Source organism: Tenuifilum sp. 4138str (assembly GCF_041102575.1).
In the GTDB taxonomy this organism is placed as follows: Bacteria; Bacteroidota; Bacteroidia; order Bacteroidales; family Tenuifilaceae; genus Tenuifilum; species Tenuifilum osseticum.
Genome location: NZ_JBGCUE010000001.1, coordinates 91,439 through 112,328 on the forward strand (window position 1 = coordinate 91,439; position 20,890 = coordinate 112,328).

The 20,890-nt window shown below is 43.1% G+C and carries 20 protein-coding genes; 4 read left to right on the top strand and 16 right to left on the bottom strand.

What is annotated here, in order from left to right:
* Positions 1–10: 10 nt before the first annotated feature.
* A complete protein-coding gene (locus AB6811_RS00365) occupies positions 11–1,951 on the bottom strand; it encodes an ATP-binding protein (RefSeq protein ID WP_369488216.1) in 1,941 nt (646 codons plus the stop codon).
* Positions 1,952–2,144: 193 nt separating this feature from the next.
* Between AB6811_RS00365 and AB6811_RS00370 the strand changes: the two genes are divergently transcribed.
* From AB6811_RS00370 to AB6811_RS00385, 4 genes are read left to right on the top strand one after another with little or no spacing between them, the layout of a single operon-like run.
* Positions 2,145–3,266, top strand: coding sequence for an ABC transporter substrate-binding protein (locus AB6811_RS00370; protein WP_369488217.1), 1,122 nt, complete (start codon positions 2,145–2,147; stop codon positions 3,264–3,266).
* Between the two features lie 27 nt (positions 3,267–3,293).
* Positions 3,294–3,614 carry a DsrE/DsrF/TusD sulfur relay family protein gene (locus tag AB6811_RS00375; RefSeq protein ID WP_369488218.1) on the top strand — a complete coding sequence of 107 codons (321 nt, stop codon included), beginning with the start codon at positions 3,294–3,296 and terminating at the stop codon, positions 3,612–3,614.
* 17 nt (positions 3,615–3,631) lie between these two features.
* Positions 3,632–4,654, top strand: coding sequence for an iron chelate uptake ABC transporter family permease subunit (locus AB6811_RS00380; RefSeq protein ID WP_369488219.1), 1,023 nt, complete (start codon positions 3,632–3,634; stop codon positions 4,652–4,654).
* Positions 4,654–5,673 (top strand): ABC transporter ATP-binding protein, encoded by a 1,020-nt coding sequence (locus AB6811_RS00385; RefSeq protein ID WP_369488220.1) that lies wholly within the window; start codon positions 4,654–4,656, stop codon positions 5,671–5,673. The genes AB6811_RS00380 and AB6811_RS00385 overlap by 1 nt, the downstream gene beginning before the upstream one ends.
* Here the strand turns inward: AB6811_RS00385 and AB6811_RS00390 are convergent.
* The 15 genes from AB6811_RS00390 to AB6811_RS00460 all read right to left on the bottom strand — a co-directional run bounded on the left by AB6811_RS00390 (position 5,668) and on the right by AB6811_RS00460 (position 20,424).
* A complete protein-coding gene (locus tag AB6811_RS00390) occupies positions 5,668–6,438 on the bottom strand; it encodes an amidohydrolase (RefSeq protein ID WP_369488221.1) in 771 nt (256 codons plus the stop codon). The two genes, AB6811_RS00385 and AB6811_RS00390, sit on opposite strands and share 6 nt — an antisense overlap.
* On the bottom strand, positions 6,413–7,267 hold the full coding sequence (locus AB6811_RS00395; protein WP_369488222.1) for an aminotransferase class IV: 855 nt from the start codon (positions 7,265–7,267) through the stop codon (positions 6,413–6,415). Before AB6811_RS00395 ends, AB6811_RS00390 begins: the two co-directional genes overlap by 26 nt.
* Before the next feature lie 83 nt (positions 7,268–7,350).
* Positions 7,351–8,499 carry a hypothetical protein gene (locus tag AB6811_RS00400; protein ID WP_369488223.1) on the bottom strand — a complete coding sequence of 383 codons (1,149 nt, stop codon included), beginning with the start codon at positions 8,497–8,499 and terminating at the stop codon, positions 7,351–7,353.
* Between the two features lie 1,034 nt (positions 8,500–9,533).
* The gene (locus AB6811_RS00405) at positions 9,534–9,842 is read right to left on the bottom strand and encodes a cupin domain-containing protein (RefSeq protein ID WP_369488224.1); all 309 of its coding nucleotides are present in this window, start codon (positions 9,840–9,842) and stop codon (positions 9,534–9,536) included.
* A gap of 14 nt (positions 9,843–9,856) precedes the next feature.
* Positions 9,857–10,642 carry a cytochrome c biogenesis protein gene (locus AB6811_RS00410; RefSeq protein WP_369488225.1) on the bottom strand — a complete coding sequence of 262 codons (786 nt, stop codon included), beginning with the start codon at positions 10,640–10,642 and terminating at the stop codon, positions 9,857–9,859.
* 4 nt (positions 10,643–10,646) lie between these two features.
* A complete protein-coding gene (locus tag AB6811_RS00415) occupies positions 10,647–11,207 on the bottom strand; it encodes a hypothetical protein (protein ID WP_369488226.1) in 561 nt (186 codons plus the stop codon).
* A 68-nt stretch (positions 11,208–11,275) separates the two neighbouring features.
* On the bottom strand, positions 11,276–11,863 hold the full coding sequence (locus AB6811_RS00420; protein WP_369488227.1) for a hypothetical protein: 588 nt from the start codon (positions 11,861–11,863) through the stop codon (positions 11,276–11,278).
* Positions 11,864–11,874: 11 nt separating this feature from the next.
* A complete protein-coding gene (nrfA, locus tag AB6811_RS00425) occupies positions 11,875–13,386 on the bottom strand; it encodes an ammonia-forming cytochrome c nitrite reductase (protein ID WP_369488228.1) in 1,512 nt (503 codons plus the stop codon).
* Positions 13,387–13,404: 18 nt separating this feature from the next.
* Entirely contained in the window at positions 13,405–13,992 is a 588-nt protein-coding gene (nrfH, locus tag AB6811_RS00430) for a cytochrome c nitrite reductase small subunit (protein ID WP_369488229.1), read from the bottom strand.
* Positions 13,993–14,032: 40 nt separating this feature from the next.
* Complete coding sequence (locus tag AB6811_RS00435; RefSeq protein WP_369488230.1) at positions 14,033–15,538, bottom strand: PepSY-associated TM helix domain-containing protein; 1,506 nt, start codon at positions 15,536–15,538, stop codon at positions 14,033–14,035.
* Between the two features lie 33 nt (positions 15,539–15,571).
* The gene (locus AB6811_RS00440) at positions 15,572–16,093 is read right to left on the bottom strand and encodes a DUF1858 domain-containing protein (protein ID WP_369488231.1); all 522 of its coding nucleotides are present in this window, start codon (positions 16,091–16,093) and stop codon (positions 15,572–15,574) included.
* A 2-nt stretch (positions 16,094–16,095) separates the two neighbouring features.
* Positions 16,096–17,328 (bottom strand): DUF438 domain-containing protein, encoded by a 1,233-nt coding sequence (locus AB6811_RS00445; RefSeq protein ID WP_369488232.1) that lies wholly within the window; start codon positions 17,326–17,328, stop codon positions 16,096–16,098.
* Positions 17,329–17,389: 61 nt separating this feature from the next.
* Positions 17,390–17,713 carry a cupin domain-containing protein gene (locus AB6811_RS00450; protein WP_369488503.1) on the bottom strand — a complete coding sequence of 108 codons (324 nt, stop codon included), beginning with the start codon at positions 17,711–17,713 and terminating at the stop codon, positions 17,390–17,392.
* Positions 17,714–17,796: 83 nt separating this feature from the next.
* The gene (hcp, locus tag AB6811_RS00455) at positions 17,797–19,443 is read right to left on the bottom strand and encodes a hydroxylamine reductase (protein WP_369488233.1); all 1,647 of its coding nucleotides are present in this window, start codon (positions 19,441–19,443) and stop codon (positions 17,797–17,799) included.
* A gap of 69 nt (positions 19,444–19,512) precedes the next feature.
* Complete coding sequence (locus tag AB6811_RS00460; RefSeq protein WP_369488234.1) at positions 19,513–20,424, bottom strand: ATP-binding protein; 912 nt, start codon at positions 20,422–20,424, stop codon at positions 19,513–19,515.
* Positions 20,425–20,890: the final 466 nt, after the last annotated feature.

A 20,890-nucleotide genomic window follows, 5' to 3' on the forward strand; every position in this document is an offset into this window, starting at 1 on the left:
TGAAAATTGACTAAAACAGTTCGCTAAGCAGGTCAAGCAATTCATTCACCTTAATGGGTTTAGTTAAGTAGCCATAAGCACCTTGGGCAATGGCTTTGTCAATATATTCAGCTGGGGTATATGCCGATTGAACTATAATGGGAACATTGGGTATTTTTTCTTTGATTCTCTTGATAAGTTCTAGTCCATTGGTGTCGGGAAGTTGAATGTCGAGTAGTACAGCATCTATCTTTTCCCGGTTCAATAATTCAATGGCCTGAGAACCCGACATTGCAGTAAGGCTTTTTGCGCCTGAGGCAATTACTACATCGCTCAGGTAGTTAACGTTGGCTTCGTTATCTTCAACAATCAGTATTGTTTTGCCGGTAATTTTATTGTAGTCGTTTTTGGTGGGAAAACCTATCCGGCTAATGTTTTTGGTGTTTGGAATTATAAGGGGTAGTGTAAAACTAAAACACGAGCCCTTATTGGGTTCTGATTCAACCCAAATCCTCCCACCCATTAGTTCTACCAGTCGTTTTGATATTGCCAATCCTAAACCTGCACCGCCGTAGAGACGCTGAGCCGTTTCGTCGGCCTGTCGGAACCGCTCAAATATTTTTTCCTGCAGCGATTTAGGGATACCTATACCGGTATCGCTTACAAAAAACTCAATGGTGGCGTTGTTTGGAATACGGTAGCCCATGGTAACGCTACCCTGCGAGGTAAACTTAATGGCATTGCTAAGCAGGTTAAGCAGAACCTGCTTAAGCCGTTCACCATCGGCAAGTATGTGTGTTATTCCACTGTTGTTACCGATATCGCGCGCTATTAAAATATTCTGTTTTTGTCTTTTTTTCTCGTTAATGGCAAATTGGTGAAGCTCGTTGAACAGGCTATCAAGCTCCACGGGTTGTCTTCGTATGGAGTATATTCCTGCTTCAATCTTGGAGAGTTCAATAATGTCATCGATAAGGGTTAGGAGTAGCCGCCCATTACTGGTAATGTAGTCGGCATAAACCTTCTTTTTCTCAGGGCTTATGGATTCGCGGGTAATTAGTTCCGAGAAACCGAGTATGGCGTTCATAGGGGTACGGATTTCATGGCTCATATTGGCCAGAAAGGCCGATTTTAGCTTGTCGGCTTCTTCGGCTTTACCCTTGGCTAACTTTAACTCGTTTTCCCGCTCTTTTTGGATAATCATGTAGGTTAGTTGCGATGAAACAAACTCAAGAACTTCCAAGTCATTATGGTCGTAAGCATTAGGGTTTTGGTAGTTTTGCACAGCAATAACCCCTACAGTATCGCTTTTAGTTTTAAGCGGCACAGCCATCCAGCACAATGCCGGGGGGCCGTAAAAGGTAAGATTATGCTTGCTTCTAAGCCTGTTCATCTGTTGCCGGTTCAGAATAACACCTTGACCGCGATGCGCTACCCAAAGGGCAAAAGTGTTTCCGCTTGGGTAATCGGAGTTTATGGTGTGGGTGTCGCTAACATAGGCTAAGCTTAGCCTTTGTCGACTCTTATCGAGCAACACAAGGTAGATATTCCTGGCATCGAAAAGCGTGTTCAGCTCTTCCTGCATCAACCTATAAAAATCCTCAGGCGATGTGCTTTCAAGTCCTATTGCGGAGAGTTTTACGAGTGTTCGGTTAATCCGTTCAACTTTACTGCTTAGGGTAATATTTTCAATCCAAACCAAAAAATTGCTCCATTCCACAGGTTTAACATTTGCCCTGTAGGTGTACTGTTTACCATGTGTGCTGTGTTCAAATGTGTATGTGCGCTCCTTTTTGGATGCTTTGAAGGGTAGGTTTGGGAATAGGCTATCAATTCTACATCCATCAGGAATAGGTTTATCGGTAAGCAAAAGTACCGATGGGCTATAGCTTATTACTATCCCATCCCTTTTAACCAGAAGGACACCTATTGGCAGGTCATTAATATCAATGTGATTTTTATTTTTTGTCATTTTTTTGCAGGATTCCCGGATGCAAGCATCAAGTTTTACTTTTCTAATTTAGGTAATTTCCTTTAATCCTCAATGCAGTGTTAAAAGTGTTTAATTACAGGTGGGTTTGAATGTGTTGAAATGTTGCATCTAGTTGGGCTTAGCTGTTGCAATTTATAGGTAAATGGTATTTTTGCATTAAATTTTGTTTTGTATGCATAAGCTGTTTTATATTCTATTAATTGCAATTTTTCCCATTTCTTGTAGCGAAAGCGGCAAGCCGAGCAGCAATTTAAGTCATAGGAATGGCTATGTAAAGCATGCAAAAGGTTTTGATATAGAGATTGATGGCTCAGTGACTAAAGTGTGGGCCAACAATCCGTTTGAACCTACTGCCAATGGCTTGGTTTATACACTGTATGCCGATTCAGTACGAAGCATTGATCCGAATAGTATTCAAATTCCTATAAAAAGGGTTGTTTGCATGTCGTCCACCCATGTAGGTTTTATAGGCGCTTTAGGTGCCAATTCTGCTATTGTTGGAATTTCCGGAACAAAGTATGTCAATAATCCTAAGCTCTGGGAACGGGTTGTTAATGGACAAATTGCCGAGGTAGGATATGATCAAACCTTGAACTACGAACTGTTAACCCGCTTGAAACCCGATGTAATTTTTGCTTACGGGGTTAGTTCGGAATCGCTATCGTTTATCGATAAGCTAAAGGAGTTGGGGTTAAAGGTGGTAATGGTGTCCGATTACCTAGAAACATCGCCATTAGGCAGGGCTGAGTGGATTAAGTTTTTTGGTGCTTTTTTGGGTAAAAAGGAGTTGGCCGATTCAATTTTCAGTGAGGTTGAGGTAAGCTATGCCAAGCTTACCCAGTCAGTAGAACATGTTGATGCTAAGCCAAAGGTTTTTCTTAATTTGCCATTCAGGGACATATGGTACTTCCCGGGAGTTGATAATTACTTTGTGAAGCTGATTAACGATGCTGGCGGAAGTTACGTTTTCCCTGAACTTACAGGCTCCCAAAGCCATCCGGTGAGCACGGAGGTAGCGTACAAGGCTGGTTTAAGCTGCGATATTTGGTTAAACCCTGGCACCGCTAACAGCCTTAGCGATATTACCAATTCCGATAATCGTTTTTCCAAGTTTAAATCGTTTAGCAATGCAAGGGTTTACAACAACAATAAAAGGATGGGGCAGGGAGGCGGCAACGATTTTTGGGAATCGGGTGTGGTGCATCCTGAGCAAATACTAAGCGATATGATTAAAATATTTCATCCGGAATTAATGCCCACCGATTCATTGTACTTTTACAGGCGATTGGAGTAACCATATCTTTTAAAAATTCAGTTGTTTATGAAATTTGGAGTCATAATTGAAACAAAGGAGCCCGAAAAGGCATGGAATGCCTTTAGGTTTGCTGTGGCATCGCTAGGCAAGGGGCACGAGGTTATGGTGTTTTTAATGGGTGAGGCTGTTGAGTGTCAGGGTTTAACCCATAACAAATTTGATGTTGATGTACAAATGCTCAAGTTCGCAGCTGAGGGAGGAACAATTCTGGCTTGCGGAACCTGCCTTAAGTCGCGCCAGATGGATGGAACCGAGCTATGTCCTATATCAACCATGGCCGATTGTATTCAAATGGTGGAATGGGCCGATAGGGTTATCACGTTTTAGCAAATACACACAAAGCAATGCAGGGTAGAACCCGAAATACAATACTATTTATCTCGCTGATGGTGGTTTTATTGCTATTAGCCCTGCTTAGCTTGCTTTTGGGTTCAGTGGCAATACCACTGGCAGATATCAAAGCCTATTTTTTTGGTGGCAGCTTTACCGATGAGGTGAATTTATCCATAATTCAAAATTTCCGAATGCCCAAGGTGGTTTCCGCTTTGCTTGCCGGTTCCGCTTTGGCAGTAAGCGGTTTACAAATGCAAACCGTTTTCCGGAATCCGTTGGCCGGCCCATATGTTTTGGGTATCAGCTCTGGTGCTAGTTTAGGAGTTGCTCTTGTGCTAATGGGTTCTTCGGCATTTGGGCTTTCGTTTTGGGGCAGTCAGGTAGGAACGGTTGTGGCAGCGCTTGTTGGTTCGCTTTTGGTTTTAATGCTTATACTGGCAGTGTCCATTCGGGTAAGAGATATTATGACACTGTTGATTTTAGGGATGATGTTTGGCACGGCTGTTTCAGCAGTAACAAGTCTTTTGCAGTACTTTGGTAGCGAAACTTCCTTAAAGAATTTTGTGATATGGACGATGGGTAGTTTAGGAGGTGTTGGCCGTCAGCAGCTTTGGCTTTATGCTGCGCTGGTTCTTTTAGGACTTGCACTTGCCTGGGCGTACGTTCGTCCGTTAAATGTACTTGGAATAGGCGACACCTATGCGCGTAGCCTTGGTTTCAATGTAAAGCAAACGCGGTTCCTGATATTCCTTTCAACAAGTTTGTTGGCCGGAACGGCTACCGCTTTCAATGGGCCTATAGCTTTTGTGGGCATAGCCGTGCCGCACTTGGCGAGGATGGTTTTTCGAACTTCAAACCATGCCATTCTGGTGCCTGCTTCGGCTTTGGCAGGTGCTGCTACTCTTTTACTTTGCGATATTATTGCCCAGCTACCAGGGTCGGCAACTGTGCTTCCCTTAAACTCGGTGGCCTCGCTAATGGGTATCCCTGTTGTTATTTATATCGTTCTAAAAAACAAACGCGTAGTTAGCTGATGAACGGTATAGTGATTGACATAAAAGGATTAGTATCCGGTTACCGAAATGGAGTTTCATCAGCATATAGGTATCCGGCGTTTAACGCCGTGGCTTTGCGTGGCGAACTTATTGCGCTTATTGGACGGAATGGGGTGGGCAAGAGCACGCTGCTTAGAACCCTAGCACGCTTACAGCCATCGCTTGATGGGAATGTTTTTGTTAAAGGGGTTAACTTTCAGCAGATATCAGGTTCAGAGTTTGCACAGCTGGTGAGTTTTATCCCCTCGGAGCCAGCACATGCTTCGCATACTACGGTTTACGAGTTTGTTAGCATGGCCCGTTATCCCTACCATGGTTGGTTTGAGGCTTTGAATGATAATGACTATAAATTGGTTGATGATGCAATATCGGCCGTTGGTATGCAGAATTTTCGGGATCGGTTTATCGATAACCTGAGCGATGGAGAGCGCCAGCGCGTAATGATTGCCTTTGCAATTGCACAGGATACGCCAATTATCATGATGGATGAACCAACAGCTTTTCTTGATTTGCCCAATAAGTTTGAGGTTATGCGTTTGCTAAGGGAGCAAGCACAAAAGGGTAAAACTATTATCATTTCCACTCACGACCTGCAAACCGCTTTTGGTTTAGTTGATACCATTTGGCTTATGCTTTCCGATGGTGTTAGGGTTGGCGCTCCGGAAGATATTGTTCTGTCCGGTAACCTCAACCGCTTAATGGACGATACGCCTGTACTCTTCGATTTGAAATCGGGACAGTTTGTCTATAAGCATCAAACCAGGTTAGTGGCTTGTGTTTTGGGCGGTTCGCCCAATATCAAAAAGTGGACCTCGCACGCACTAAGGCGTATGGGATACGAGGTTGAATTCTCCCCCATTGCCGATGCTAGTGCCTACGTTCAAATTCAGGAGCATGAGGGTAAGGTACAATGGATACTTGGCCGCGACGACCGTAATCCTACCTTCGATTCCATTCGGAATCTATGTATCTACATTAAGGGAACCGCGCTTCTATAGCTTTATTTCAAAGCTATCGGCATCTAAGTGAACGGGGAATGAACTTCTTACGCTATGTAGGTAATCCTTATCGATGCTTGAATAAATTACTTCCTCCGTGTTTGGTTTAGCCTGGGCAATAATTTGACCCATGGGGTCAATGATTTGCGAGTCGCCGGTGTGGTTTATTTGGTTGCCATCGGTTCCAACACGGTTGCAGGCAGCCACGTAAACCTGATTTTCGATGGCTCTTGCCACCAGTAGCGAGTTCCAGGCATACCTACGACGCTCCGGAAAATTTGCAACAAGTATCATCAAATCGTAATCGTTCCGGTTACGAAGCCAAACCGGGAAACGCAGGTCGTAGCATACTGCCAGCAGAATTCGCCAGCCCTCATGGGTTACAATCACGCGTTGTGTTCCTGAAGTATAGTGTGCGTCCTCGTTTGCCATTCGGAAAAGGTGGCGTTTATCGTAGGTTTCAATTGTGCCGTTAGGGTAGGCAAAAACCATGCGGTTGAAGTACTTGCCATCGGTTTCGGCAATGTAGCTACCCGCAAGGGCAAACCCATGCTTTCTTGCCATGGATTTCATCCATTCAACGGTTCGTCCCGGATGCCTCTCAGCAAGGGAGGCCGGACTCATGCTGAATCCGGTTGTGAACATCTCGGGAAGTAAAACCAGGTGTGTTCCGGGTTCAATTCCAGTCAGTTTCTGCTCAAACTGCTCAAAGTTCTTATCGGGCAATTCCCAGTATAGTTTACTTTGAATTACTGCTATCTTCATTTTCCGCTCTCCAATTAATGATGCACTGTTCAACAAGTGTCTCGTAATGGGCTGAGATATTTCTTACCAAATCAGGTATTTCGTGGTAAATGTGATTGTCAATCTGCTTAACCGGTAAAACACCGGGCGAGGTGCCCGTGATAAAGCATCCTGTGGTCTGCTTAATTTCATTAGCCCCAAGGCACCTAAAGTTAATGTTGATTTGCAGGGTGTTGCATATTTCAATCACTTTTTGACGCGTTATTCCGCCAAGCACCTTGCTATCGGGGGCGGTAACTAGTTCATTATCTTTAATAAAGAATACGTTTGATCGGCTCCCCTCAGTGATAAAGCCATCGTGGTCAACCAGTAAAACCTCGTAGCATCGGTGTGTTTCTAGAATTTCGTTAGCAATGGCCCTAATGGCTTTGTTCTCAAACTTAACAGTTGGGTTATGCCTTTCGGCATTGAGGGTTTCAAGGCGAACCCCCGTGCTTATCTCATCGGCAGTTGGGTAGCGCGATGGTATAAAGTATATCAATAGGGTAGCTCCGTTTTCATTGGAATAATACATCAACCTAAAATTTCTCTGATCAACCGGGTTTGCTTTTAGTAGTTCCTTTATCCCATGGGTGATCTCATCGAGATTTATATTATAGCCCATCATCTGGGCAGAGTACATAAAACGGTTTAGGTGATCGTTCAGAAATATTGGAGTGGAGTTTTTTACACGAATTACTTCGTAAATAATATTTTCACCCTCGGTTAGGGCGACGGAAAACTTATTAAGGGGTAATATTTTTCCGTTGTAAAAGAAAAAACATTGTTGATTATCGGGTGGAAAATTCATGCCATAAATGTTTCCAGCAAAAATAGCACAAGCTATTTTTTTTAAAGCAATATCCTAAACAAATGTAGGTTTGGGTTTTAAGTTTACTGTTCCCTTGATGTGTAATTGTTTAATATATTGCTGATTAGGGGTAGATAAAAGTTGTTGAAGAAAGCATTCCTTGGTGAGTTTAGGTGAAGTATAGAGTTTAGCGTTTTCCCCCCTTTCAGCTTTGATGTGGCTATGCTAACGCTGTTTTCGGCAAAATCGCCTGCAAAGTAGTAGCAGAACTTATCGGAATAGCCTTTCACCACAGCTGGGAACTGGTTTTTTAAGCCAAACGATTTTAATTTTTCCTCGCCTGCTGGGGTTGTTTCCAGCTTAAAAGTGGCATGTACCTCTGAACCGATTCCTGCCATAATAATATCGAACCATCCGTAAAATTCAGTTTCCTTTGGATTATTCTGCCATTGGGGCATGGTAGGTTCGGTAATGAGTTTTACTATGGGGGTTAGCAGGTCAGAGCCTTCCTCAAGCACATCAATTAACCCATCGTTGCTAATCAGGATTATGCCTGAGCCTTTACTTGGCCAAGGTTTCTGGTGTTGTTTCTCGTATAGCTTAACCATCCATTCGGCAGGTCCCTTACCATTGTTAATTGCCCCAAGATTTGGACAATACTTACCAGCCCAACCAGTCCAACTCACATTGAAAAGTTCTTCGGTTTTGGTTCGGATAAGTGCATTGGTTGGGGAGCTAAACATGTTGTACTCGCCAATAATAAGCTTATTGAGTTCCTTCATCCGTTTCAGTAGAAAGTAGTCGTTCTGGTTTAGGCCTCCGTAAACCTTCGATGAATTTGGGGCTTTGGTTTCGGTTTTATACCACTCGTAGGAGTAAACCCCGTAGCAATCGGCATAGTAGGCGGCATCGTAAACGGCAGCATAGGCATCTACCTCGTTCAGTCGAATCGATTTTATATCGAATAGTTGCTGATTTAAATCGATGGGGAAAAAGCCCCAGTAATCCGATTTATGGTTGTACGATTTGCCATCGGGGCCCACAATCCGAAAGTGGTTGAGCAGCCAAACAAGCGATTTGTGCTCAATTCTATCGGTTTGGGTTACTGTTTTGTCGAGTATGTATATGTTGAGTGGCTTTGACTTCTGAAGGTACCAGGCTAGGTGAAGCGCAATAACAATACCAATGATACATGCAATAGCAATTCCAAGGTAAGTGGCAATCTTTTTCATTGCAATAAGGTTTCTAAAACTTGTTTAGCCTTGGCAAATTACAAAAAAATGAAAAAGATTACAAGTGAAGGGGGTAAATTCGTGAAACGTGAGCCGTGAGCCGTGAACCGTGAGCCGTTAAAAGGTTAAAAGTTAAAAGAATGGCTTTAAGTGGGGATGAGGAGGAATACTCGGAATGAGTCGGAATACTCGGAATATGATGGAGTTAGATGAAGTTAGATGAAGATAGAGGTAGATTGAGTTCGTGAAAAGTTAAAAGGTTAACGCATGGCTTTAAGTGGGAATGGTTCGGAATGATTCTGAATACTCAGAATGCGTCGGAATAGACACTCTTTTACTTTCAACCATCAACCATCAACCATCAACCATCAACTGTCTACCCAATTAGTTTCACAGTGTTACACGGAGTTTAACACAGTGTTACAGAGTGAAAATCCATCATTTCTGCGGAATCAGTGTTCAATTTCCAAACACAAAACACAAAACACAAAGCACAAAATAGGCTTAATAGACATTTTTCAGGCTGGCATAGTGTTTAACTCCAATAAATATCGAACTTTGAAGAATTTGAAAGCCTTGAATGGAAAATTTGCTTTTTTTGCAAAGTGTCAAGCTGAAAAAAACTATTAAATGAGTTTTCGAAGGCATCTGCTCTTGGAATTGTCAATAAATAAAGGCTGACGAGTGTCAGCCTTTATGACCATTCCAGTCGGTCAGGATATTCCTGACAGGTTGCTCTCCAGCAGAGCCTGTTTCTGCTTACCTGACATACAAATCTATTAATACTATTTGCTTCTTTCGAAAAACATTAAAATAAAAAGCCTGAAAAATGTCCATTAGAACAAACTACCTAAAAAATAGCCTGAATTTTGTCCATTACGCCACAAAATACTAAAACCATCAACCGTCAACCATCAACCGTCAACCATCAACCATCAACTGTCAACTATCAACTATCAACCATCAACCATCAACTTAATAATTGGCTTGAACCTTTTGGGATTCAGCCCGGAGATGATTTGATGGCATATTTACTAAAAGATTTTTACCACTAAAACCCTTGCAGTGTTTGTTGATTTATTGGTAAGTGAACGACTTTCGTTAATCTCAACAAACGTAGCTGAATTTGGGGTAAGTAAAGCCGATTCGTTATTTACGGTGAGTTCAAGTTCCCCATCAAGTAGGTAGAATACAACGCCAAATGGGTTGGCATGCGCGGGTATTACCTCTCCTGGTTTAAGCGTTAGATGAACCATTTCTACTTTAGAACTTGAAAACATTATACGCCCGTCCAAATCGAATGGAACCTTTGGCGCGCTCAGTAGGGTTTCGGTTTTAATCATTTTTTTCATTTTTTTTAACCACCATATACATGTATGCTTTGACTTGCAGAGGGCAAGTATTTTATTCCCAGCCAGGTAATTAGCAGAACCCCCAGTGCAACAATCATTAAATGAGCCAGTAGCTTGCGCTTGGTGGGCAAGTACCGGTGAATATGAATAACTAAAAGATAGAAGAACCAGGTAATTAATGCCCAAACCTCCTTTGGGTCCCATGCCCAGTAGTCACCCCATGCAAACTTAGCCCAGTAAGCGCCTAGGAGCATTCCCAGCGTTAAAAGTGCAAACCCGGGATATACTAGTCGCATTTGCTGCTGGAGTTCATCGTGAACTGAACCTTTTGAAAATGATGTCCAAGCCACTGAAAGGCTTGCTGATGCAAGAACTGCATAGGCTAACATATACGAAACCACATGTGGTATAAACCAGGGGCTTTGAAGAGCAGGCATAAGAAACCTACCCTGATATTCTGGATGAATGATATCAACAACCAGAAAAACCGAGGCCATTATTAGGCCTATGGTTAGCATGTTTTTACTGCGATATGCTTTAAATACGCTTAGGCTAACAAGGCTCACCAGGAAAGAGTACCATATTCTAGTCTCAGCCATGGTTCGCATGGGCGGGCGTTTAATATCGAACCAGTATAAAATAATAAATACCCCCAAAAGAGCGCTGGCTGTAACTCCAGAATACCATAAAATGATTTTTCCTTTTGCGGATTCTTTGTGGTTAAAGTAAACAGAAACTAACCAAAGTAATATCACAGTCAGAGCAACGGGAACAAAATAATTCCAAACCATTTGTTTACTTTTTTGAATCGTTAATAAAAACCAAGCCTAATCCACCCAGGAGCATCATAGCAAATCCTATGTATATCAGGGGTAACCATGGGTCGTAGATTACCTTAAAGGAGCTGTAGGTTGAGTCTGGGCCAGCAAGATTATCGTATGAATACTGGTAAATCCACCAACCATCAACCCTAAAGGGTTTGTTTACCTCAATTAGGCATTGGTTTACGGAGTTTGATTTTTTTGAATAGATTTTGGCGTATGAACCAAAGTATTTTGCCTCGGCAGGTAAAAGTCTTAGCTCTCTGCCATCGGGAAGTGGAAGGGTCTTTTCGGCTGTAACATGGGTAAGGCTCGAGATCCAGCCCATTGTAACGGTTTGCCCATTCGAGTCAAATACTTGTATCATTGCCGCTGGCCCGGTAAAGGGAACACCCCTTGCATCAATGAAGGTTGAATCGGTTGCAAATGCCTTGGGTAAGTATTGCATAACCTGAATGGTTAGGTTATCAATTTTAATGCTTGGGTTACTGTTTAGGTCGTATTCCGATTCTGGGAAGAATGTCTTACTACCCATTAAAGCCAATCGAGGTTGGTAGAATTGTGCTTCAAACTTTTGTAGTTCAATTGCTATTGGCAATTCAATTACACTACCGTTCTTGTCTGTTCCGTACCATGCAATTTCATTCTGGTTAACCTGAACGGTTCCTCAATCTTATCGGAACTTCCTACTAAACCTGCCGATAAGCAAACCCAAAGCCCTGCATGGTTAAGGGTGAAAATTATGTTTTTTAGGGTAATTGGAAATACACGGTTTACAACAGCCGCCCCTAAGGTTATTAGCATAAAAATTAAAGGGAATAAAAACAACCAGGAACCCAGTAGGTTAAATAATGCCCCGGGTATTCCCATACCATGTCCTATCTGTGGGATAATTCCCATTAGAATAATTGAGAAGAGAAATAATGAAATTGATGGAATAGCTGACTTAACCGAGGCAAGCCAGTTGAAAAATTTCGATTTTGGGAAAATGATTTTTAAGAGGATTAAAAGGTTAAGAATTGTAACTAAAACGATAGCATTGGTTGGGAAACCAGGTTTAGGAAATAGCGATAGAGGGACAAATAGTTCCAAAAAGAAAGCTAGTACCCATAACCCAACGGACACAATAAAACCCTCTAAAAAACCCCAAGGCCATAGCCAAAGGGGTTTCTTTTTAAATTGATTGCCCATGATTTTGATTGCTACATTATTCTTTCAGGCAAAGGCATGTTCTGTTCACGCTCTTTTGCTAATTGTAACCACTTGGGAAGCACATTTTTCTTCCATTCTTCTTTCTCACCCTTAAGTTTTTTCAGATCAATCCCCACATAGGCCTGAGCTTTTTCCTTTGATGAAAGGTCTGGCATGGGAACAGGCTCATTGTGTCCTAACGTTGCAAGTACCCTGGAGAGCTGTAAGCGTGCTTCTGAGGCTTTCTCTATTCCATCGGCAATTATTCGCATACTCTCAAGGGGAGCATGGAACGATGCTCCATGGCTTGCGGCTACAAAATCCCAACGCCACTGTGCTTGTCTGATTAGTTTTAGTACTGGCTCCATCATTTTTTCATTGGCGCCATTGTCCCATGCGAATTTTGCTTCTATATGTGCCTTTACCAACAAGTCTTCCAGTACAATTTTTTGGGTATATACTCTGTCCTGCCTATCGTAAACGTTCTTAATGAGTTCTTCTTTTGTTTGTTTATGACAAACCATGCAAGAGGCCTCCATGTTGTTCAGGGGGCTTTGAACCTTATGGTCGGTAATTTTCTGGCTACCTTCTGTAACGTATGGCATATGACAATCGGCACATGAAACCCCGCGCTGGTAGTGAATGGAATGTTGGAAAAGCTCAAAATCGGGATGCTGAGCCTTTATGATTGGAGTTTTGCTTAAGGGGTGAATCCAGTCGGCAAATGCGTATTCGTCGTAGTACTTCTCAATGTCATCAACGTTAAGCCCTTTATCCCAAGGGAAGGTTACATATTTACCATCGCCTTTAAAGTAGTACTCCACATGGCACTGGGCGCACACCATAGTGCGCATTTTATTTAACGGCAACGACTCAACATTTTTACCCATACGCTCATAAGCCTCTTTTAATGGAATTTGGAACAGGCGTAGAGTCATATCGCTTGGATTGTGGCAGTTTGCACAACCAATAGGGTTTACAATTTCCGAGAGCATAGCCGACCACTTTGTTTTGTAGAAATCGGCTGGCGACATTTTAGCCATAACCCTTGCAACATCGGGGCTCTTGCAAGCCCAGCAACTTGAATTTTGAGGGCCCTCATTCTCATTGGCAGGTGTGCCAGTGCGTAACGTATTATGAACATCCACCACTGAATATACATGACCTCGGGCCTGATTAAAATCTTTTGAAAAGGCATAGCCGGCAAAGAGTATTACCAGTCTTGGGTCTTCGTCAAGTAAATCGCGAAAAGCGCTTCCGCCATATTTTGACCGGAAAAGGGTATCAGACATCTGGGAGTAGGTTTGATACTCTCGCGGAAATGCCATACCCCATGCCTCGTTTCGGGGCTCAAACTCATCGATCTTATACCTTGGAGTATTCATTAGGTTTGCTTCTGTTCGTCGCTGAACAATGCTGGCTGCCAGTAAACCAAGAACAAAAACAACAATCATTGTTCCCAGAAATAATGCCCATCCAATCCATGGATTCTTAGCAATTTTTTCACTTAACGGAGTTTTCATGTTGGTATAGGTTTAATTCTATTTAATCAGTTTCTTTAACCAGTTAGGGGTGTCAGTTTTAGGCACTGGTGCAGTGCCATATGGTGTTGCGGAAAGGCTTTTTACTGTGCCATGGGGTACCTCACGGTGACAATCCCAGCAGCGTTTCCCATTTCCGGCAAGTATTGTATCTAAATCGACATTGGCTTTAACCATGGCTGTGAGGTTTCCATGGCAGCGTATGCAGTTTTCCTGAACCACTCTTTGCCCAGGCTTATGCATGTAAATGGTTTGGGGGTAAGTGTTTAGTGTAAAGATGGTGGCATGCCGCAAACCATCGTTTGCTTTAAAGTAATACTTACGGACGATGTTGTCGTGGGGTACGTGACAATCGTTGCAGGTGGCTTGTTCCCTATGCGATGAGTGGTGCCAGGTAACATATTGCGTCCTCATGATATGGCAATTAACGCACGTTGCAGGGTCGTCGGACACATACGACCATGCCCTGGAGGTATAAAAAACAAACAATCCTGTTCCAGTGAAAATACCCGCCAATACAATTACTGGTACTCGCCAGTTTGGTGGGGGTTGAAAACGTTTTAGTATCTGTTTAGCCCAGTCAAACATATCGATTTTTTTTCAAATTTAGGTAATAAAAAGTTTAGAATCAATTTAAATATTTACGCTTATACCACATCATAAAGCCCGATAGTACTACTACCACAAGGAAAATGCCTGTTAATGGAACCACCAGGATGTAAAAGTCGCCAAGTATAAAGCTGAAAATTCGACCGGTATGGATTTCCTGAGCCAGATTCCACAGCGGGAATTTGAAAGCATCAGCAACTGTTGATGGCATTGGAATAGCAGGCTCTGAATGATGTAAAGCAACCATCCCTTTATCGTAATCGAATATGTATTCTAACCCTGAAATATGAGCGTATCCCGATACAACATTCTCGCCTAATGGTTTTCGTAGGCCGTTTTCTTTTCTATGCAGGTTGCCTGTTATGTAGTTGAAGGTTTCTCCCGTGTCGGGGTTCCAACGGAATAATCCGCTAAAGCTTCCCACCAGGTAAAACACGCTGTCTAGAGGCTCAAGAACATTGATGCCCATTACGCTAACTGGTGGCTGATTGGGAAACTTGGTTAAGGGCTCTGAGAAGTCAGTGCAATGGTAAATTCCATCGGACGTTGCCAGGATGAACTTTTTTCTAGCTGAGTCATATCTTATATCGCGAAGTTTATCGTTCCAGTAGTAGCTGTTAGAAACCTTTTGGTTGTTAAGCACTATTTGACTATTGGCAATGGTTAGCAGGAAAGGAGGACGCAGGAAAGTTCCTGTTAGGCCCGATATTACCAATAGCAATGTAGCCAGTGCTCCTACCTTTAAGTGCCATTTATAAGAGAAACGGGTGGTACGTTTTAGTTTATGGAACCTGAATTGCTCATGGTACCTTTTGATTATTTTGGGGGATAAAAAGTAGATAATACCTGTAATGCTTAAGAATATCATGACCAAGGCAACCAAATCGGCTAATAATCGTCCGGGAATTCCAAAAATCTCGCCGCTATGAATATTCCAAAAAAGCCGGAAGGTTGATATTTCTTTTTTGGAACCTAGAGGGGCTTTCAAATCGATTGGCGTAAACTGCAGGGTTTGTGCCGATGAATAATAAATTGAATTACGTGTTGTAATGTATATACTTGATTCGACCACCTCAATTGAGGTGCAGAATTCATCGCTTTGAGGTAGGTGCAACTTTACCCAATGATTTTCCCCTTTGCCAAGCCAGTACAAACCGAAACGGGTGGCAGCAAGTATCCCGTTTGGGGTTACTTCAAGGTCAAAAATCTTTCTGTAATCGCTCCCTTCCGGGATACCATCCATTAAGGGCTTCCAATTTTCAAAATTGCCTTTGGTAAACCAAATCCCAATTCCCCCATAAAGGATGATAGAATCAGAGTAAATGGTTCTTGCTCCTTTTACCGATGCCAGGTTCCAGTTTTTTAACTGGTAGTTCTTAGGTAAATACTTACGGTTGATATCGATATGGGCAATGGTTTGCCGGTGATTCATCAAAACTCCCGAAATGGCAAAAAGCAAAAAAAACAATGTAAATACTAAAGCGGGCCATTTGTGGTACTTCCGCAGAGTACTATAAAAACTCATAATAGCAAAAGGCTTTTTCTTTCAGAAAATTGTTTACGGTTTATAGAAATAGATATTAAAGTGTTCATCGTCAATCTTTTCTACCCAGTGTTTTATTCCCAAGCTCGAAGCCTTATCTATTAAGGGTGCAGTAATAAATGGGGCAACCACTTTGTAGATTTTATCAGAACTCAGGTCGGTTAAATCGGCCATTATCTGGTTAACTGGTTGCTCGCCAGCCTGTAACATCACCCTTACATCTATTTCTGAGGCAACTTTGTTAGAATCGAACCATTGTGGTTTCTGGGTGGTGAACTCCATCTCATCGGCACCCTCAAGCAAGTCCTGTCCTACAGCTTTCCGGAGGACATTAATAAGTTCCTCTACCTTAACATTTCCAATTGCTGCAGCTTGCTGAAGTGTTGCAACACGTGCAACTGTTTTCCTTAGAACAGGATTTTTCAGCTTTTCAAAAGCTGGAACATACCCAATAAGCACCTCCTCGAGCTGCGGGTATGCTTCAATTAGCTGCAAAACCTTGGTTTTAGGTGTTATAATGAGTTTGTTTTCGTCCATAACTATTTGGAATATGATAGAATACGTTGTTCACCTTCAAGTTTGCGATACACTGAAACATTGTGCGAAACCTCCAAAACACCAAGGTATTCACCTTTCTCGTTTCGTAATGCAAAGTACTCGATATGTATCAGGTTGCCACCAATATTAATCCAGAAGGGGGCTCTAGAAGCCTTTCCGCTTTTAAAGTCCTCAATGATTTTATCAACAATGTGTGCGCTGGCTGGGGGATGGCATAATCTTACATCGCGGTTAAGGATAGCCCTGTTACGCTGGAATATTCTTTCGGGGCTTTGCGAGAAATACTTAACCTTATCGTTTTTGTCAACAAATGTGATATCAACTGGTAAGGTGTTAAGGATTGCCAGAAGTTCTTCCACTGAGAAACTACCCGTTGGGAGTTGAATGTTTTCGGCCGTTTTGTTTAACTCCTGAAGTTCGCTGCCTTCAACCCATGATGGTTTCCATTTTGTAGGAGGGTCGTATAGGCAAAAGCCTATTTCAAGCTGCTGCTTATGAATCTCGTACCAGTCAGCTTCAGTAAGCTTATCCAAGGCCATGGGGAAAAGAATTTCTTCCTCCTTGGTAGTCATTTCCATAACGCCTTTAATGGCAGGGCGAAGCACAATCTCGCTTGAGGCAATTAGTTCGTCGCGTGATATTCCTTCGGTTTGCAGGAGTTCAATTGAGCCTTTAATAAGCTCTCTTATTTCATCGTGTTTTCCCCACATTACCTTTGGAGGGCCAGTAATTCCCTGCTTTTCAAGAAAGGGGAAAAGTAGGTATTCCTTTCGCTGATAGTGCTTATCTACATCAAACAGAGCGTTAAACTGTCCCCTAAGCTTGAGTACAAGCTTTGGGATGTCAACTGCTTCACTTGACTCAAGTTCCATAAGCGATTGCTCAATGGATTGGCAAAGCTGGTTGAGTTCTTTATTTTCCTTAATGAACACATCAACAGGGTGACCGTCGGGAATTTTTTTAACCGTGGTAAGATCGATATTCCCCTTCAGCACTGCTGAGTGTACATCGCAAAGTTTCAGTACTTCCTGTTCCGGTAAACCTTCGCTAATCAATTCCTGCTCAACCTCAACTACCTCGCCATAGGGAATATTAGTCAGGCTTTGTATTAGTTCCTGCCGCACTTCCTGTTCTGAGTCGCCTTTATGTAACCGGAGAATGAGCTCTTTGAGCTTTTTCTTCCTGTTTTCGGAGTTATTTATCAGTTCGCTCATGTTTTTTCTTTTAAAGTTAGGAATATAATAAGCGCAAGGCAAGGGAATTGATTAATGTCAACTATTCCTTTATCATGGTAAGAACCATTTTAAACCTTTCCTCAGCCTGAAGTGCATGAGGTATGTTTGCAGGCATAATAATTGTTTCGCCTGCAACTAGCTGGTGGGGTGTTCCACCGATTATTATTGTGGCTTTACCTTCAATAACCTGAACAACGGCATCAAAAGGTGCTGTGTGCTCGCTTAGACCCTCGCCCTTATCGAATGCAAAAAGCGAGATGTTTCCCGTTGGGCGTTTTAGCACATTTTTGCTTACTATGCCGCCATTACTGTATTCAACCTCATTTATAAAGTTGAACTTATGTCCTTTAGGAAATTCATTCATTAAATTCATAGCAATTTGGATTAGAGTTAATTTATGCACAAATGAAAAATCCCAGCCGTAGTGCATACGGCTGGGAAAAATGGCTAGCCTACCATTAGCTTGATGTCTTCATCTACAGTAGTGATTCCACCAATTCCAAAGTTCTCAACCAATACTTTGGCCACATTGGGAGAGAGGAATGCAGGAAGTGTTGGGCCTAGGTGAATGTTCTTTACTCCCAGGTAGAGTAGCGCAAGAAGAACAATTACAGCCTTTTGTTCATACCATGCAATGTTGTAGGCAATTGGCAGTTCATTGATATCGTTAAGTTGGAATACCTCTTTTAGCTTAAGAGCGATAACTGCCAATGAATAGGAATCGTTGCATTGGCCGGCATCAAGTACACGAGGAATTCCACCTATATCGCCCAAAGGTAATTTGTTATAGCGATATTTTGCGCAACCTGCAGTGAGGATAACTGTATCCTTTGGTAGTTTCTCAGCAAACTCGGTGTAGTAGTTGCGATCCTTCATACGGCCATCGCATCCGGCCATTACGATAAACTTACGAATAGCTCCCGATTTTACAGCATCTACTACCTTGTCGGCCAAGGCAAACACCTGTTCGTGAGCAAATCCGCCTATAATTTCGCCCTTCTCTATCTCAACAGGAGGTTTGCAACGCTTTGCGTGTTCAATGATTGCGCTGAAATCCTTTGGTTTGCCATTCTCCCTGTCGGGTATGTGTTTTGCGCCCTCAAGACCTGCTGCACCGGTTGTGTAAATCCTATCCTTATAGCTGGCATTGGCAAGTGGTGGAACAATACAGTTAGTGGTGAATAGGATTGGGCCATTGAACGACTCAAAATCCTCGCGCTGGTGCCACCAGCTGCTTCCGTAGTTACCCACAAAGTGTTTGTATTTCTTAAAAGCAGGGTAGTAGTTGGCGGGTAGCATCTCGCTATGGGTGTAAACATCAACCCCAGTGCCCTCGGTTTGGGCAAGGAGTTCCTCCATGTCCTTAAGGTCGTGACCACTGATTAGGATTCCCGGATTGTTACGAACGCCAAGGTTTACCTTGGTGATTTCAGGGTTACCGTAGCTGGTGGTGTTGGCCTTATCGAGCAGCGCCATGGTTTGCACGCCATACTTCCCGGTTTCAAGTGTGAGCGCAACCAACTCATCGGCATTCAAATTCTTTGTGATATCGGCCATGGCCTTTTGCATGAATGCATAAACAGCGGTGTCCTCAAAGCCAAGGTTGTAGGCATGCTCGGCATAGGCAGCCATACCCTTTACGCCGTAGGTAATCAGTTCCTTAAGGGAACGGATATCCTCGTTGGTTTCGTTCAGAATTCCCACGGTGGCAGCTTTAGCATCAAACTCTTCGGGCTTACCTTCCCATGTGCATCCCTCAAAGGTGGTGTCAACCTTTACCCCTTTCTTTTGGGCTTCATCGCGCAGCATGTTACGAATTTCTATGGCCTTTTCAACACGCTTCGTGATGGCTGTCTTATCAAAATTGGCATTGGTAATGGTGGAGAATAAGCTGTCAAAAACAAACTTGTTAACCATAGGACTTTCGTAACCCTTTTGCTCGCGGAGCGCTGTGCTGTAAACGCAAATCCCCTTGGTTACAAAGAGCAGGAGATCCATCATATTGGCAAGGTCGTCGTTTTTACCGCAAACTCCCTTGATTGTGCAGCCTACTCCTTTGGCTGCTTCCTGGCACTGATAGCAAAACATACTCATAGCTTGATTGTTTTTAGTAAATAGTTAAATGTAGTAAGTGAATTATTGATTTTGTTGATTATTTGCTGATTAAACCCAGTTTGACTCTAAAATTTCACCCTGAATTCCAACAGTTATCACCTTAATAGGTACCTTGCGTTTTGCATGTTCCATGGCCATACGGGCTAGCTGAACAAGCCCACCGCAGCAGGGAACCTCCATTTTCATCACAGTGATAGTGTCAACCTGTGCATCGTCAATTAGCGCAGTAATCTTCTCAACATACGATTCCTTGTTTGAGTCGAGCTTTGGGCAGGCAATAGCCAAGGTTTTACCCTTCAGGTGTTGGCTATGGAAATTGCCAAGGCTGAACGCCACACAGTCGGCTGCAAGCAACAGGTTTGAGCCGCGGAAATGACCCGAGTGTGGGTTAATCAGGTGTAGCTGTACGGGCCAGTGGGTTAGCTCCGATTTCCCCGAAACCATTCCCTCAGCACCTGCATTGGCTTGTGCAAAGCTGCGAACTGCCGAACCCGGACAACCCCCACCATGGTGATGCATGGGTTGAGGCTTAACCTTGGGCTCGCTTGTCCCACAACCGCAGGCATCCTTGGTGTGGTTATGCACTGCTTGTAGCACCTCATCTACGCTGAACGTGAGTTTGTCGCGGTTGGCCAACAGCCACTCAACACCCTGGCGCAGATATTCCTTTTCGTTATAATCCTTTAGGTGCTTTAGGTGAGCAATAACGGTATTCTTACCGTTTGCCACCATCTTGCTAATGGTGTGTACCTCGTCGTAAGGCTCAGCCTCGCGGTGCTCAATGGTAATGGCACCCTCGGGGCATTCGCCTATGCAGGCTCCAAGTCCATCGCACATCAGCTCGCTGATCAGTACAGCTTTGCCATCAATAAGCTGTAGGGCTCCCTCGTGGCAACCACTAACACATAGTCCGCAACCGTTGCACTTGCCCCTGTCAATTGTAATAATGTCGCGCTTCATATCTATTTATTTTTAATTGTTATCAAATTGGGTTGATTAGTTTTTCTGAGACAAAAGTAGGCCAACCCCACTCCGCGAATTGTAACATATGTTACACACGGTGCGGATTTTGGAGTTTTTAGGGTTGATATATATCAATACCGGAAGTTGTGCGGTGTATCAGGCTTCTGGAAAACTAGTGGCTATTAGTGTTTGAAGATAGTTGACAGTTGATAGTTGATGGTTGATAGTTGATAGTTGATAGTTGAGATTGCGGTTTGAGCACTCCCTGTAAGCGAAAATCTTCGCCGTAGGCGATATGGTATTGTAGGTTTCCGCGCAGCGGATAGGGAGATATAATTGAAAAATCTATAATTTTATTATTCCCCGCATGGGATAATTTTTTCGCCGTAGGCGATATGGTATTGTAGCAAACCCAACGCCCCACCGTTTTTCTCTTCCCCGTAGTGGATAAACCCCAAATGCG

Coding starts and splice junctions, on each gene's coding strand:
- AB6811_RS00390 (WP_369488221.1), bottom strand. CDS start 6,438: ATGAAGATAGCAGTAATTCAAAGTAAACTATACTGGGAATTGCCCGAT.
- AB6811_RS00370 (WP_369488217.1), top strand. CDS start 2,145: ATGCATAAGCTGTTTTATATTCTATTAATTGCAATTTTTCCCATTTCT.
- AB6811_RS00440 (WP_369488231.1), bottom strand. CDS start 16,093: ATGGACGAAAACAAACTCATTATAACACCTAAAACCAAGGTTTTGCAG.
- AB6811_RS00460 (WP_369488234.1), bottom strand. CDS start 20,424: ATGAAGCGCGACATTATTACAATTGACAGGGGCAAGTGCAACGGTTGC.
- AB6811_RS00410 (WP_369488225.1), bottom strand. CDS start 10,642: ATGGTTTGGAATTATTTTGTTCCCGTTGCTCTGACTGTGATATTACTT.
- AB6811_RS00385 (WP_369488220.1), top strand. CDS start 4,654: ATGAACGGTATAGTGATTGACATAAAAGGATTAGTATCCGGTTACCGA.
- AB6811_RS00380 (WP_369488219.1), top strand. CDS start 3,632: ATGCAGGGTAGAACCCGAAATACAATACTATTTATCTCGCTGATGGTG.
- AB6811_RS00395 (WP_369488222.1), bottom strand. CDS start 7,267: ATGAATTTTCCACCCGATAATCAACAATGTTTTTTCTTTTACAACGGA.
- AB6811_RS00435 (WP_369488230.1), bottom strand. CDS start 15,538: ATGAGTTTTTATAGTACTCTGCGGAAGTACCACAAATGGCCCGCTTTA.
- AB6811_RS00450 (WP_369488503.1), bottom strand. CDS start 17,713: ATGAATGAATTTCCTAAAGGACATAAGTTCAACTTTATAAATGAGGTT.
- AB6811_RS00405 (WP_369488224.1), bottom strand. CDS start 9,842: ATGATTAAAACCGAAACCCTACTGAGCGCGCCAAAGGTTCCATTCGAT.
- AB6811_RS00420 (WP_369488227.1), bottom strand. CDS start 11,863: ATGGGCAATCAATTTAAAAAGAAACCCCTTTGGCTATGGCCTTGGGGT.
- hcp (WP_369488233.1), bottom strand. CDS start 19,443: ATGAGTATGTTTTGCTATCAGTGCCAGGAAGCAGCCAAAGGAGTAGGC.
- AB6811_RS00400 (WP_369488223.1), bottom strand. CDS start 8,499: ATGAAAAAGATTGCCACTTACCTTGGAATTGCTATTGCATGTATCATT.
- AB6811_RS00445 (WP_369488232.1), bottom strand. CDS start 17,328: ATGAGCGAACTGATAAATAACTCCGAAAACAGGAAGAAAAAGCTCAAA.
- nrfH (WP_369488229.1), bottom strand. CDS start 13,992: ATGTTTGACTGGGCTAAACAGATACTAAAACGTTTTCAACCCCCACCA.
- nrfA (WP_369488228.1), bottom strand. CDS start 13,386: ATGAAAACTCCGTTAAGTGAAAAAATTGCTAAGAATCCATGGATTGGA.
- AB6811_RS00365 (WP_369488216.1), bottom strand. CDS start 1,951: ATGACAAAAAATAAAAATCACATTGATATTAATGACCTGCCAATAGGT.
- AB6811_RS00415 (WP_369488226.1), bottom strand. CDS start 11,207: ATGGGTAGTAAGACATTCTTCCCAGAATCGGAATACGACCTAAACAGT.
- AB6811_RS00375 (WP_369488218.1), top strand. CDS start 3,294: ATGAAATTTGGAGTCATAATTGAAACAAAGGAGCCCGAAAAGGCATGG.